Origin of the sequence: Paenibacillus sp. FSL R5-0914 (assembly GCF_038004525.1) — a bacterium.
Taxonomy (GTDB): domain Bacteria; phylum Bacillota; class Bacilli; order Paenibacillales; family Paenibacillaceae; genus Paenibacillus_AQ.
On sequence record NZ_JBBORH010000002.1, the window covers coordinates 1,096,963 to 1,111,560 of the forward strand.

Below are 14,598 nucleotides of genomic sequence, written 5' to 3' on the forward strand. Positions count from 1 at the left end.
ATGGAAACAGCATTTCGCATTTTCGAAGTGCCATCACAAATTAAGCCCATTAAGAATCGTTTAGATTTTATGCGTCGTGGCGCTGACGCTTACAATGCCTATACCGATAGTCTAGCACTTTCTCTGGATTGGGATGTTCATGTGCAAGGTCAAAAGGTGCCTGTATATGCAGTACCCGTCACGTCTGGTGGCCCGCACAGCTTTTGTACCATCGAGCTACTAGGCGATGACGTTGCCATTGATTTATGCATGACTTTTCAAGGGAAACTTCACTCTGCGACGGTGTTTTCACAAGAACAAGGTGTTACCTACCGTGTTGAGGAGAATCAGGTTCATTGTTCCGTCGTTGGAGCATGTCATTTGCTTGTGGAAGTGAACGGACGGGTCCATACGCCTCTATCGATTTTTGTAATGCCACCTGAAAACCGCATACCCGATCTGGCGTCACCTCATGTTCTATATTTTGGACCGGGCGTGCATGAGGTTAGTTACTTGGAGCTTTGTGATCATCAAACGGTTTATATCGCTGGAGGCGCTATATTAAGAGCTGTTCCACCTCAGAATGATGAGGTACCTATCCTGGGTGTTGATTGGGCTGGCAAGCCGAATTTCAACGATTTTATCTTCGCTAAAGGCAAACAAGGTATTCGTATTCTGGGCCGCGGGATCATTGATACATCAGCACTAGATTGGCATGCGCGCCGGACGATGTGTTTTACAGATTGTGAAGACGTTATCGTAGATGGGCCGATCCTGGTTGGAGCTGCGCATTGGACTGTAGAGGCGTTCCATTGTAAAAATGTATTGTTCGAACATCTTTCCTTGTTTGGCTATCGCGAGAATAGTGATGGCATTGATATCGTCAGTTCTCAACATGTTCGTGTTCGTCATTGCTTTGTTCGTACGGGTGACGATGCGATTTGCGTGAAAGCAATGTTACCGGCTCCGATCCTAGGTGGTGATGATATTGTCGTAGAGTACTGTGAGGTGTGGAATGACAAAGTACGAGGACTTGGCATTGCAGGCGAATCGAAGAGTGATATTCGAAACGTGACATTCCGCCATTGCACGGTATTCCACAGCTTTGCTCGCTGGGCGTATGAGTTGGGTGCGTTGTGTATCGCACTTTGTGACAGTGGTACCATATCCGATATTCTGTTTGAAGATATTACGATTCACCAGGAGGATTCCAGTGTGGTGAACTGCATTTTGATGCGCGACCGCTGGTCAACTGACAACGATGCAGGTCAAATCAAAAGGGTTTGTTTTCGAAATATACGTATACCGTCCAATGCGCCGGTTCGGTTATGGGGCTATGATGAAGAACATCGGGTAGAGGATATATTATTTGATCACATCTACACACCTGATGGCATTGCTCACACGTCAGATACACTGTGGCTAGAAACAAATCCATACGTAAACAACATACACATCAAAGAAAGGAAGGATCATCATGGCTCATTCTAAGTTTCATTTACCTAAAGCTGTTTTTGTACTGTTTTTTTCTTTGTCGTTCATTGTATTGTTTAGCGCAAACATACCAGCTGGCTACGCACAGGCGTCCGAGGATGCTATGGTTACGGCCTACCCTGTACCAAGTGGTCTGCCGTCAAAATATGTTTCTTCTGATTTTACGATAACTGCGGGGAATACATCTGTTCCAGTATATGTTTCTGGAGAAAACGCGTGGGGCAACAATGTCTCCTATGCAGCATTGGATACTTCGGGTTTGACCAACGTGAATATCAACGTACATTTTCCTTTTAATTCCTATCAGTTACTTCCACATTCGCTCGGGCTTTCAGGGACACGGAATGGTAATAGCGTATCTGTACAAGTTAATCCTGACACCGACGTTACGTTACTGCTGGATGGTGATTATAACGGTCGTGTACTTCATTTATTTGTTCGTTCACCTGAAACCAATATCCCTTCGATGCAGGATAGCCATGTGATCTATTACCCACCTGGATACTATGATCTGTCTGCGCAAGGACCCGTACAAATCACTTCAGGTCAGACTGTATATATTTCAGGGGGTGCTATTGTGCGGGGGCGCTTTCTCGTGCAGGGTTCTGAGAATGTAACGATACGCGGACGCGGCATATTGCTGAACGATTACGTGAGCGGTGATGGGTTTGACGAAGTCGCACTTGCTTTGAAAAATAGCAAAAATATAGAAATTCGCGACCTGATCGTAGCACGTGACCAAAATGCGTGGACGGCTTTTATGTGGAAGTCCGCACAAGTAGATGTGCTTAATTACAAAGCGATTAATGCGCGTTATGCTTCGTCGGATGGCTTTAATATCGCAAACAGTCATGATGTATTGTTTGACCATGCTTTTATTCATACAAGTGATGACAGCGTAGCGATCAAAGGTACAGGTAATGCAGGCTATGATCCGGCTGTGGATCCTGCAACAGCACCACCGACCTACAATATAACTTATCAAAATTCTCAGCTCTGGAGTGATGCGAACAATGCCATCGGTATCGGGGCGGAAACACTAGCAAGTACCTTTGACAATATCAAATTTAAAAATATCGATATCTTACGAAATTTTGATGATATCAATTACCCGGATCAGCTTACAGAGCGGGCGGCAATCAATATTTGCGCGCTGAATGCGACTACGATCCAGAATATCACGTTCGAAGATATCCGTGTGGAGAAAGCCAAACGTCTCATTAATATTACAATGGAAGACGATTTCTGGTTCGGTAGTTTACCAGGAAACTGGCAATGGCCTGGAGTCATCCGCAACGTTCATTATAAAAATATAACATCGATGTCGGATGGTTCGAACGAGATTCGTATTTATGGTAGAGATGCAGCACACCTTATTGAAAACATTACATTTGAAAATATCCAAATAGGCGATCAATTCGTATCAGCCTTCCAAAGTGCATATTTCAGAGTCAATTCATTTGCACGTAATCTGGAGTTGTACTCACCGGAGAACCCAAATGGAATTACGACAGACGGCCCGATACTCCCTGATGGTTCCACTCATCATGCGGCTGAACAGTTTTCCATGGAACAGGGAGTGAACCATTGGTTTTATCGAACTTGGCAGGCAGGTGTTGGTACAAGGGATATGGTATGGAATTTAGATGGTTCAATGCATTGGCACGGTCCAAAAGCTTGGGATGCGATATGGAAAGCGGATGGAGAGCTCTATTTTCATCCGGATGTAACGCAGATTCTGTTAGATTGGGTGTCTCCACGTGCAGGGAAGATTGAGATTAACGGGATCGTTAAGAAATCGGTCGTTAATGGTGGAGATGGGGTGACGGTAAGCATTTGGAAGAACAACCAAATGATTTGGCCTTCCAATGGTCAGTGGCAAGTCCTTGAGTACAATGACAATATGGGACATGAAACAGCGGCCTCTACGATCTTGAATAAAGGCGATGTGATATCATTTCGGGTGGATAAGCGCGGAACAACCGACTACGATTCGACCAAGTGGACACCTGAGATTACTTTCATAGATTGAACCACTAGCGATATGAATACGATAGATAAGGAGAACATCATATGCATACGACACAAATTCAAATACGGGATCCGTTTATTTTGCGTGTGGACGAGGAGCAGCTATATTATCTTTACGGAACAACCGATGCAAATCCTTGGACTGGGAAGGCTCAAGGATTTCAAGCCTATCGAAGTCATGATTTAGAGGAATGGGAAGGACCGTATTCCGTGTTTACGCCACCACCTGGATTTTGGGCAGAACAACAATTCTGGGCACCAGAGGTACATCTATACCAGGATGCATATTACATGCTCGCTAGCTTCAAGGCAGAAAACAAGCCACGTGGCGTTCAAATTCTAAAAGCACAAACACCTTTGGGTCCGTTCGTTCCCATCAGTGAAACACCGATCACACCACCGGACTGGGAATGTCTGGATGGAACCTTGCATATCGACGAAGATCAACAACCGTGGATAGTCTTCTCGCATGAATGGACTCAAATATCAGATGGTGCGATTTGCTGCATGCCGTTATCCATCGATTTACGTCATGCCTTAGCACCGCCGCAGTATATGTTTACGGCATCACAATCAGGCTGGAGCGTATCTAATACAGGGGATGTTATTGTTCATTCAGGTGAAAACTATGTCACAGATGGACCTTTCTTACATCGAACGCTGAGCGGGAAACTTCTGCTGCTGTGGTCAAGCTACTCAAGCTCAGGATATGCAATCGGGCTTGCTAGATCGCAAAGTGGTCATATCCAGGGACCTTGGATTCATGAGCCTCAACCGCTGTTTGCACAGGACGGAGGCCACGGGATGCTGTTTTATACCTGGCAAGACGAGTTAATGCTAACCATTCACCAACCCAATACAGTGAGTTTTGAACGGCCTTGTTTTTTTTCAATGGAAGAGATTGGGGATAGTGTTCGTATCGTCAACAGGATATGAGCAAGACCTGATGCCAGTAAGCTAAAGGCACTCTTACACCTCATTATGCCCATTGCGTTACAGAGTATAAAAAACGTTCACCCATCGATTGATGAGTGAACGTTTTTTTGCTGATAATACCCCTTATTCCTGGGACATTGGTGTTTGGTATACATCGAGACAAATCTTGGTCATCTCATCAATGGATTTTGCAAAGTCGGATTGTATCCATTTGAGGAGAACATTATAGAGGGCCCCCGCTTTAAAGTATATTCGGTACACATTTTCATCGCTTTTGTCGTGAGCAGTAGAGAGCATCATTTCATTCAAGCAATGCAGAATCACATCATCAAATTTTGCGCTTTGAAGTGCTTTGTAGATGTTCCGCTGCTGAAAAACAACTTCAAAAAGCACTCTGATAAATTTTTGAGGTTCTTTAGCTTTGCCTGTTAATTCATTGGTGTAAGGTAAGAGTTTTTGATTAATTTCGAAAATAAGCGAATCGACCAAATCCACCAGGATCTCTTGCTTGGAGGAATAGTTGTTGTAATAGGCCGTTCGAGAGACCCCTGCACGCTTCACAATATCGGTGATGGTGATTTTGTTAAAAGGCTGTTCCTGGATCAAGTATACTAATGCCGTGCAGATGGCTTCTCTTGTCAAACGGTTGGTTTCTTTATTGGAACGATGCTGAGAGGTATTCGGACTGTATAATTCATGATTTGAGATGACATATCCCCTCCGTTTGTACATTCTGGTGTTCGTTTTATTGTTTTACATGAGTCTTTTCAATATGCTAAAACCATAAGGCATTACAAATGTAATGTCAAAATAGTAGTAGATAAAATGGGAGGGCGTCATGTTAGAAAACTTATATAGACGATTGTCAGCGGGGCTGCTTTTGATCCTAGCACTTTGTGCTACGGTATTCATTGGCAAAGAAACGGTAATCTCGATAGTGACCATTACCCTTTTGTTAGCGGAATTAGGCATCTCTTTTTTACTTTTAAAGAAGCTTGAAAAGTTACATGTGGTGTTAATTAGTGCGATGGTGGCAGAAGGGTTGTACTTACTGACAAGAGAATTTTGGCTGCTTGCGCTTTCTATCTTGCTGCTGATCGTAGCGGGCATATGGAGAGGACTCTTTGGACAAAAGGTGCGCAGAAGAGTCACTCCATTGATAGTGGTTCGTAAAGTGTTATTCAGCATTGCTGCTCTTATCGTTACTGCACTTTGGGGTATTGGAATCTATTCAAAACCTATTACAACACCTGTGGCATTAGCAGCTGATGCGGCTGTGACGATCGATGAACGTAAATTGGATTCTGCAGCAGTGATGCTGAAGGATATTGAAGTAATGAATTCTTTTGGAAGCCGTACAACCGGCTCTGAGGGTCATAATCAATTTATTTCATGGCTGGAGCAACAGGTAACAGATATGGGGCTGAAAGTTTATCGTGATCACTATACTTTTGACCGATGGGAAGAAAAGAGCAGCTCTTTAATGATTGATCAGCAGTCAATTCATGTCTCTTCAGCTTTTCCTTATTCCGGGGAAACTGACGAAAATGGGGTAACAGGGGAGCTGGTATATACGAAGCGTGGTGAGTATGACCAGGCCAGCGGAAAAATTGCTGTCATTGAAATTGAGAATTTCAGAAATTTCCCAAGTGGGATCGTTATGAACATGCGGGATTCCTCTCCAATGGAAAGCCAAATTGCCCCAAATGAAGGCGATCTAGTCCTCACTACAGCTTTAAAAGAAGCTAAATTGGAGCAAGCGAAGGAAATGGGTGTGAAAGCTGTTGTTGTTGTCTGGAAAGGGGTATCCGACGATAAGGTTGAAAAGCAGTATGTGCCTTTTACTACAGCTTATGTTGGAATTCCTGCGATCTGGGTCAATGAAACGGAAGGGAAAAAGGTGATCAGTGCAGCCCAGGAGCACAAAGAAGGTACGGTTATTTTAGAAGCGGAAATACAAAAAAATGCTCCAACAGAATCCTTTTATGTGAAAATTGACGGGAAAAATAAAGATGAAGCGATTATCATAAATACCCATACGGATGGGATAAATGTGGTGGAGGAAAATGGTGCTGTGGGCATGCTGTCCATGATTCGTTACTTACAGCAGGAGCAGCCGGAACGTACGATGATTTTCACCTTTGTGACAGGCCATTTTAGATTACCGGATTTCAAAGGAACTTCTCAGGCGACTTCCACTTGGATGGAGGGGCATCGAGAGCTCTGGGATGGCAAGAAAGGCCATATGAAAGCTGTAGCTGGAATTACGGTTGAGCATTTAGGCAGTATGGAGTGGAAGGACGATGATACGGGTCACTATAGACCAACTGGAAAAATAAGTACAGAATATACCTATGCGGGCAATGAAATGATGGCGTCCATATGGCTGAAAGCTATTGAAAAGTCCGACGGCACACGTACTGTATTATTACGTGGACATAACAAGTTTGAGTTTGGAGAGAGTCAGCCTTTATTTGAAGCAGGGATACCGGTGATTGGCTTCATTCCAATGCCCGACTATCTGCTCGTGGATAGTGAAGACAGAGAGATGGGCAAATTTGATGCAAAGCTCATGAATACACAAATTATATCGTTACTGAAAGCGGTCAAGATAGTGGACGGAACGGAGACGACTAAGCTTGGAAAGTCAGATGGGTATTCTTTTTTCTATGGCCGTACTAAATGATGAATTGGAGATTGGCTGATGATGAAGAACTTAGTACCAAAAAAAAGGAGAAAAAAACTACATGTTGATCAAAAGTGTTAAGGATCTTGAATTACAAGAGTTTACAACTTGCTTTAACGAAGCCTTCTCCGATTATGTAATTCCATTTCATGTTTCTTCGGAGTATTTAGCTGATAAATTTGCAGGTGCGGGAGTTAATTATCAGATGTCGTTTGGTGCTTTTGATCAAGAGAAGCTGGTTGCATTTGTTATGCATGGCATCGGGGATCGTAACGGCGAAAGTACTGCATTTAATACTGGTACAGGAGTCGTTCCTTTATATAGAGGGAGACGGCTAGTCGAACAAATTTATCGTCATGCTCTTCCCATCCTTAAAGAAGCTCATATTCAAAAGTGTTTGCTTGAAGTGATTCAAACGAATGATAAAGCTATAAAAGCGTATACCGCCATAGGATTTCAAATTCATAGAGAATTGGCTTGTTTCAAGGGGCGTATTGATGTCACCCTTCCGGACGATCATAGACATACATTCATTACTATGGTTCGACTGGAAGAATTCGATTGGACATCGGTACATTCTTATTGGAATTTTGAACCTTCTTGGGAACAATCTGTTCATGCAATTTTACGAAATCCGCATTTATACGATGTGGTCACGATAAGGGAAGAGAATAAGATTTGTGGATACGCGGTAATAAAATCGGCCAACGGAGCAGTTGTACAGTTCGGTATTTTGCGAGAAGAAAGAAACCAGGGATTTGGGCGTTCCTTATTCCATTGGATGGGAGAGAGACATTCTATCATCACCGTCAATAATGTAGACAAAAGAGATACAAATTCTATACGTTTCCTTCAAAGTGTTGGTCTTGACGTATACATCGAGCAATATGAAATGGAGAAAGATTTGTCATGACGAAGATGACATTAGCTTTAATTCAAAAACACTGATGATTTGAGTCAGTGTTTTTTTTGTTGCAGAAGGGGGTATATATTAGAGGTTAAAATGAGGAAATATTGTTTTTTTCTAACATCGAAGTAGGAGGAGACTTGTGAAATCATATATACGCTATTGAATCAATAGCTCTTTTGGGTTCTTTTTATGTTATTCACTGAGTTGTCAGAAAGATTTGACCCTTTCTTGAACATTTAGGGATTAAGAGATATCTGTGATTGAATTACTTGCAATTTAAGATAAGATGATTTTAATCATTAGGTCACGTTAATTTGACTGCTCAGTATCAGGTAAATCAGGCTCGCCAACTCTTGCTTTGTGAAATTTTTCTCTTTTTACATAGCAAAGAACGAGGAACGTCATACTAAAACGAACAGGCAACGATGTCGCTGAGCCCTGCTAAACCTGATATTGAATGCAGCCCCAGAATTAGCCGGCCTAATCATAAGCATCAAGTTATGACGAAAAATGAACAGCGTTTGAAGGGAGCAGTAAAGAATGGCAATTGATACGGTGCTATGGAGCAGGCTGGTGACAGGCTTGACTCTCGGGTTCCACGTTATTTTTGCGACGATTGGCGTCGGTATACCGCTAATGATCGCTATTGCAGAGTTCATCGGGATCCGCAAAAAGGATCCCCATTATACACTTATGGCAAAGAGATGGTCTCGGGGATTTGTCATTTCTGTAGCGGTTGGTGTCGTGACCGGTACAGCCATATCACTACAATTAGCCCTGGTATGGCCGAATTTTATGAAACTGGCTGGGAATGTGATTGCACTTCCGTTATTCATGGAAGTGTTCGCGTTCTTTTTTGAGGCCATCTTCCTGGGCATTTATTTGTATACGTGGGATCGGTTTAAAAATCCGTATATCCATTGGCTGTTGACGATTCCGATTGTCGCCGGGGCAGGCATGTCTGCCGTTTTTATTACGACGGTGAACGGATTCATGAACCAGCCTGGAGGCTTTGTCATGGAAGCGGGCCAATTCACAGCGATTGACCCGGTGCAAGCGATGCTGAATACGGCGACCTTCTCCAAGGTGTTCCATGTATTAAGCTCGGCCTATTTGACAGGAGCTGCCTTGTTAGCCGGGATTGCAGCCTTTGCGATGCTGAGAAAAGGAGTGTCCGCATACCACAAAAAATCCTTGAATCTCATGATGGCGGTCGTTTTGCTGTTCAGCTTGCTGAACACATTAGCTGGTGATGTGTCCGCCAAGTTTTTGGCCGAGCATCAGCCAGAGAAGCTTGCAGCGGCAGAGTGGCATTTTGAGACGGGTAGCGGTGTGGACTTGGTTCTAATGGGATGGCTGAATGCAGAGCATGAAGTGATAGGGGCTCTTCATTTGCCGAAAGTGCTCAGCTTCCTGGCCTTTGGAGACTTTAATGCGGAGGTAACGGGGCTGGAGGAATTCCCCAAGGAAGAATGGCCACCGCTTCTTGTTCACTACCTGTTTGATTTAATGGCTGGAATCGGATTTGCTCTGCTCGCGATTTCGGTCCTGTACTTCCTGTTTGTGTTCTGGAAAAAACGAAATGTGCTTAACAAGTGGATGCTTGGCATCATCGCACTGATCGCACCGCTCGCTTTTCTAGCTGTAGAGCTGGGCTGGTTTTATGCAGAGGTTGGGCGACAGCCGTGGATTATCCGTGGATATATGCGTGTAGAGGAGGCTGCCACGACTTCACCGAATGTAAGAATTATATTCTTCGCCTTATTGCTCTTGTACATCGTACTCGGCAGTATGTGTGTAATCGTGCTAAGACGTTTGTTCAACAATAATCCGGCAGAAGTTGAGATGGAGAAATGGATGAAGGAACATCCTAATCAATCTGTGGAAAAGGGGGGCACTGAATGATGAGTTACGAAATAATTGGCATCTCGGTGCTCTGGCTATTCTTGTACGGCTATTTAATTATAGCTTCCATTGATTTCGGAGCGGGATTCTTCGCCTTTTATGCCCGTTTGACGAAGCAGGATCATCTCATTAATCGTCTGATTTCCCGATATTTATCACCCGTATGGGAGATTACAAATGTATTTTTTATCTTTTTCTATATTGGCATCGTCGGATTTTTTCCGGACACAGCCTATTATTATGGCTCCGCGCTGCTTGTTCCGGGAAGTATTGCAGTTATTCTTCTTGCGATTCGCGGTTCGTTCTACGCTTTTGAAAATTATGGTTCCAAGAAAAACATAGTATATCTTTTTTTGTACGGAGCTACAGGTCTGCTTATTCCGGCTTCGTTGTCAGTGGCACTTACTTTGTCTGAAGGCGGCTTTATTGTGAAGCAGGCTGAGACGGTTTCTCTGGACTACTGGGCGCTGTTTACCAATCCGTTATCGTGGAGCATCGTTGGACTGGCAATCGTGTCCGTTTTGTTCATAAGCGGCTCATTTCTGACTTTTTACGCATCTCGTGCAGAGGATCATTCCGCGTTGAAGCTGATGCGGAACTACGCCCTGTTTTGGAGCACACCGACGATAATTCTCGCACTGACAGCATTTATCTATTTGGGTCAACACAATGAGCGGCATTTTCAAAATATGATGGATTTATGGTGGCTCTTGGCACTTTCCGTTGCTTTCTTCATGATCGCGATGTGGCTGTTATATAACGGACGCCGTTACGGATTAGCTTTCATATGCATCATGCTGCAATTTTTCTGTGCCTTTTTCGCTTATGGGATTGGGCAATACCCTTATATTCTCGATCCGTATATCACGATTCAGAGCAGTGCAACTTCACCAGCAATGGGCTTAGCGTTAGTTGTTGTGTTTATCGGCGGTCTGTGCCTGTTGATCCCATCCCTTATTCTGGTCTTCAAGCTCTTCCTGTTTGATGCGGATTATGTAAAAGGGAAAAAATAAAGCTAATTGATCCATTACGGCGTGTATGAGGTTTCTCTACAAGCCTATATATAAAGGAGGTGTGATCTGTGCCGAGGAAATCCAGTCTGATTTCTCAACAAATGTCTTCACAAAGAAAAAATATGGCCCTCCTCGCGATCCTTTCGCTCGCGCTTGGTACAGCTATTGTGAGTCAGGCTGGACTGCTTGCTGAAGCAGTCCAACGGATTTTTGTGGAGAGAGCTTCATTTTCATCGGTTATCCTGTTGCTCGGCATTCTTCTGGCTGTTATGGCTGTACGCACATTGTTGTCATATGGAAACGGTAAAGTTGGCTTGCGTATGGCTGCCACTGCCAAGACAAATATGCGCGCAGCCGTGCTGCAAAACTTGACCCATGCTTCCATGCCTTCCACCCTTCGTGGACAGACGGGAGGCAAGGTCAGTATTGCTCTTGATGCTGTGGATGAGGCTGATAGTTATTTCAGTCAGTACATGCCGCGTATGATGGAAGCTGCTATCATCCCGATTCTGATTTTGGTCGTTACATTTATCCAACATGCCAACACAGGTTTCATTCTATTATTTACAGCTCCATTCATCCCGCTATTCATGATTTTGGTAGGGCTGAAAACGAAGAACAAATCCGAAGAAAAATATGCGCAGCTGGCCGAGTTTTCAGGTACTTTTCTGGATTCTCTTCAAGGGCTGGTGACGTTAAAAATATTTGGACGGGCACACCGTCAGCAACAGAAAATTGAACACAGTAGCCTTAGTTACCGTGATGCCACAATGGGCATTTTGAAGATTGCGTTTACGAATACCTTCATGCTGGAATCGATTGTGATGCTAAGCATTGGCATTGTCGCTCTTGAGCTGGCCATCCAATTGCTTGTTTTCAAATCTATGACGTTCCACACCGCCTTTCTCGTGTTGTTGCTCGTTCCCGAGTTTTACAACCTTTTAAAGAATACGGGAACGGCCTTTCACAGTGGCCGGACAAGTATGGGTGCGGTTCGTAAGGTGGAACAGATGCTTGAAGAACCGGCAGGGGAGAGCAGGGACGCGAATAGCGTTGAAGAAGCATTAACAACCGATGGACTCGACGAGATCGACAGCATGGATAGAGTCGACAGGGGAAGCAAATTGGAAATTGCAAATTCCAATGATCTTTCAGTACCGCCATCCATGGAAATAAATCATCTTCAGTTTCAATATGCTCCAGATTCATTCAAGCTTGAGACGGGTCGGATCCAGTTTAAACCGGGAGAACATATTGCGATTGTAGGTAAAAGTGGTTCCGGTAAAACGACTTTGCTCCATCTCATTGCCGGTCTGCTAAAACCAGAATCTGGAACGCTTCTGGTGAATGGTAGTCCACTCTCGCAATACGATGAAACTGAATGGTTCGAACATGTTAGCTACATTACACAGCATCCGTATATTTTTGCAGGCACATTTTCTGAAAATATTGCGATTGGTGCTCGTGGGAGCATCTCCAGGGCAGAAATTGAGCGGGCGGGGGAGGAAGCAGGACTCACTGCGCTTACAGCCCAATTGGAGCATGGATTTGATACCTTTGTTGGTGAAGGAGGCAGGGGACTGTCTGGTGGGGAAAAGCAACGGCTTGCCTTAGCACGCGCTTTTTTGAAGCGTCCTGCTATCATTTTGTTTGATGAACCCACAGTTGGACTGGATTTGCACACCGAGCGGGTACTGCAACGCTCCATAGCCAAACTGGCAAAAACGGCTACGATGATTACGGTGGCTCACCGATTATATACGATTCAACAAGCCGACAAGATTTTGTTTATGGACAATGGAGTGTTGGTGGACTCCGGACGGCATGAAGAGCTTCTGGGGCGCCTGCCTCAATATGCCGAGATGATTGATGTAGAGCGGAAAGGGGGGATATCCTCATGAATGAACTGGCCGTTCTGTCAAAGGCGATGATTCAGGAGCGTAAGGATATCATTCTTTCGATTTTGGGTGGATTTATCGCCGGCATAGCCGGTGTGGCACTCTTTTCTGCGAGCGGGTATCTAATTTCGCAAACGGTATTTGCGCCGCCGCTTTATACTTTAATTGTACTCACCTCGATGGTCAAACTGCTTGGTCTGCTTCGGGCGGCGAGTCGTTATGGAGAACGCTTATATTCTCACCGGGCGACATTCTCCATGCTTAGCCGTTTACGTACATCCTTTTTTGCCAAGCTTATTCCTTTAACGCCTGGTATATTGAACAAAAATCGAAGCGGGGATCTGCTTGCGCGGATCGTTGGGGATGTCGAAAGTTTACAAAATTATTTCTTGCGAGTCGCTTATCCTCCGATCATGGTCGTCATGGTGTTTTTGGCTACGGTGCTGTTTACTTCTACCTATTCGATCTGGATTGCCGTTTTGTTTGTATTAGGTATGCTGATAACGGCATTCGTTGTACCGGGAATTGTGTTACTCGGGCAGCGGAGAATACATGGACGCGTTCGTGAGCAGAGGGCGCAGCTGTCCACGGAAGTTACAGAAGTGTTGTACGGTTTCCGGGATTTAAAAGTATACGGTCAATTGGCACAGCGGGAGGAGCAGCTTCAGCACGCTTCCGCTGTATTGGCAACTGAACAGCAACGAGCAGCCGGGCACTTGTTGCGCGGGCAATCGATGCACACTTTTGTTACGTTTCTCGTTTCCTGGGGAGTGCTGACGCTCGGCGCCTATTTAATTATGGAAGGAGCGCTTGCAGGCGTATTTCTTGCCATGTTGGTTATGGCATCACAAACCGTATTTGAAGAAGCGACGGCTATGGCCACATTACCCGCGTATAAAGAGGATAGCGAACACGCAGCCAAACGACTGACGGAAACAGTTCAGACCTTTGATGAGCAGTCTTCGCAGCCAAGTGGCACATTGTCAGTTGAACATGCCGTTACGATGGAGCTATCCGATGTTACGTTTCAATATGAAGGGGAGTGGAGACCGGCGCTCAGGGATGTTTCCCTGCACATTTTACCTGGCTCCAAAACGGCGATTGTCGGGCCGAGTGGGTCAGGAAAATCAACAATTATCGAATTGCTGCTCAAACTGCGAACACCAACGGCTGGAGATATACGATTAAACGGCACTTCGGTGAAGGAACTGGATGAGACGAGCATTTGGCAAACGGCTAATGTAGTGTTTCAGCAAAGTCATTTTTTCCGGGGAACGATCCGGGAAAACCTGCTGCTAAATGGAGAAGAACATACTGACGAACAATTGTTGGATGTGCTAGCTAAAATGCAGCTGCCCGATACATCGTTGACCGATATGGTGTATGAAAAAGGAGAGAATCTGTCAGACGGCGAGAAGCAGCGGTTGGCTCTGGCGCGAGCGATGCTCCGCAAAGGACGGGTATGGCTTCTGGACGAACCAACTTCATCGCTGGATTATGTGACAGAGCATCACGTTTTGAAGCATCTCTACGCACAGGCGGCTAATGATACGCTTCTCATGATTTGTCATCGGCTAACCGGATTGGAAGAGATGGACCGGATTGTGGTCATGGACCAAGGCAAGGTAGTCGAAACGGGTTCCTATTCGGAGTTGATGGGGCAAAAAGGCTATTTTTATGAGATGAAACAAATCGAACAGCAAATGATCGGAGAAGTTGGAGTGTGATGTTTTGAAAAGTAGAAAC

At 44.7% G+C, this 14,598-nt stretch carries 10 protein-coding genes; 9 read left to right on the forward strand and 1 reads right to left on the reverse strand.

Annotation, left to right across the window (positions count from 1 at the left end; genetic code table 11):
• From MKX60_RS20995 to MKX60_RS21005, 3 genes are read left to right on the forward strand one after another with little or no spacing between them, the layout of a single operon-like run.
• Nucleotides 1-1,470 carry a glycosyl hydrolase family 28 protein gene (locus tag MKX60_RS20995; protein WP_076299830.1) on the forward strand — a complete coding sequence of 490 codons (1,470 nt, stop codon included), beginning with the start codon at nt 1-3 and terminating at the stop codon, nt 1,468-1,470.
• A complete protein-coding gene (locus tag MKX60_RS21000; RefSeq protein WP_081393027.1) occupies nt 1,457-3,505 on the forward strand; it encodes a glycosyl hydrolase family 28 protein in 2,049 nt (682 codons plus the stop codon). Before MKX60_RS20995 ends, MKX60_RS21000 begins: the two co-directional genes overlap by 14 nt.
• Before the next feature lie 41 nt (nt 3,506-3,546).
• Nucleotides 3,547-4,440 carry a glycoside hydrolase family 43 protein gene (locus MKX60_RS21005; RefSeq protein WP_076283696.1) on the forward strand — a complete coding sequence of 298 codons (894 nt, stop codon included), beginning with the start codon at nt 3,547-3,549 and terminating at the stop codon, nt 4,438-4,440.
• 123 nt (nt 4,441-4,563) lie between these two features.
• Here MKX60_RS21005 and MKX60_RS21010 read toward each other — a convergent pair whose 3' ends face one another.
• Nucleotides 4,564-5,082, reverse strand: coding sequence for a TetR/AcrR family transcriptional regulator (locus MKX60_RS21010; protein WP_179086711.1), 519 nt, complete (start codon nt 5,080-5,082; stop codon nt 4,564-4,566).
• Nucleotides 5,083-5,278: 196 nt separating this feature from the next.
• On the opposite strand from MKX60_RS21010, the gene MKX60_RS21015 reads away from it, so the two are divergent.
• The 6 genes from MKX60_RS21015 to cydC all read left to right on the forward strand — a co-directional run bounded on the left by MKX60_RS21015 (nt 5,279) and on the right by cydC (nt 14,579).
• Entirely contained in the window at nt 5,279-7,126 is a 1,848-nt protein-coding gene (locus MKX60_RS21015; RefSeq protein ID WP_341060863.1) for a hypothetical protein, read from the forward strand.
• Between the two features lie 61 nt (nt 7,127-7,187).
• Nucleotides 7,188-8,039, forward strand: coding sequence for a GNAT family N-acetyltransferase (locus MKX60_RS21020; protein WP_076283694.1), 852 nt, complete (start codon nt 7,188-7,190; stop codon nt 8,037-8,039).
• Between the two features lie 537 nt (nt 8,040-8,576).
• Nucleotides 8,577-9,941, forward strand: a complete 1,365-nt coding sequence (locus MKX60_RS21025) for a cytochrome ubiquinol oxidase subunit I (RefSeq protein ID WP_076283693.1) — start codon at nt 8,577-8,579, stop codon at nt 9,939-9,941.
• The gene (locus MKX60_RS21030) at nt 9,938-10,954 is read left to right on the forward strand and encodes a cytochrome d ubiquinol oxidase subunit II (RefSeq protein WP_042188427.1); all 1,017 of its coding nucleotides are present in this window, start codon (nt 9,938-9,940) and stop codon (nt 10,952-10,954) included. The genes MKX60_RS21025 and MKX60_RS21030 overlap by 4 nt, the downstream gene beginning before the upstream one ends.
• Nucleotides 10,955-11,055: 101 nt before the next feature.
• Nucleotides 11,056-12,855 (forward strand): thiol reductant ABC exporter subunit CydD, encoded by a 1,800-nt coding sequence (gene cydD, locus MKX60_RS21035; protein ID WP_371915718.1) that lies wholly within the window; start codon nt 11,056-11,058, stop codon nt 12,853-12,855.
• Nucleotides 12,852-14,579 carry a thiol reductant ABC exporter subunit CydC gene (gene cydC / locus MKX60_RS21040; RefSeq protein ID WP_076299834.1) on the forward strand — a complete coding sequence of 576 codons (1,728 nt, stop codon included), beginning with the start codon at nt 12,852-12,854 and terminating at the stop codon, nt 14,577-14,579. Before cydD ends, cydC begins: the two co-directional genes overlap by 4 nt.
• Nucleotides 14,580-14,598: the final 19 nt, after the last annotated feature.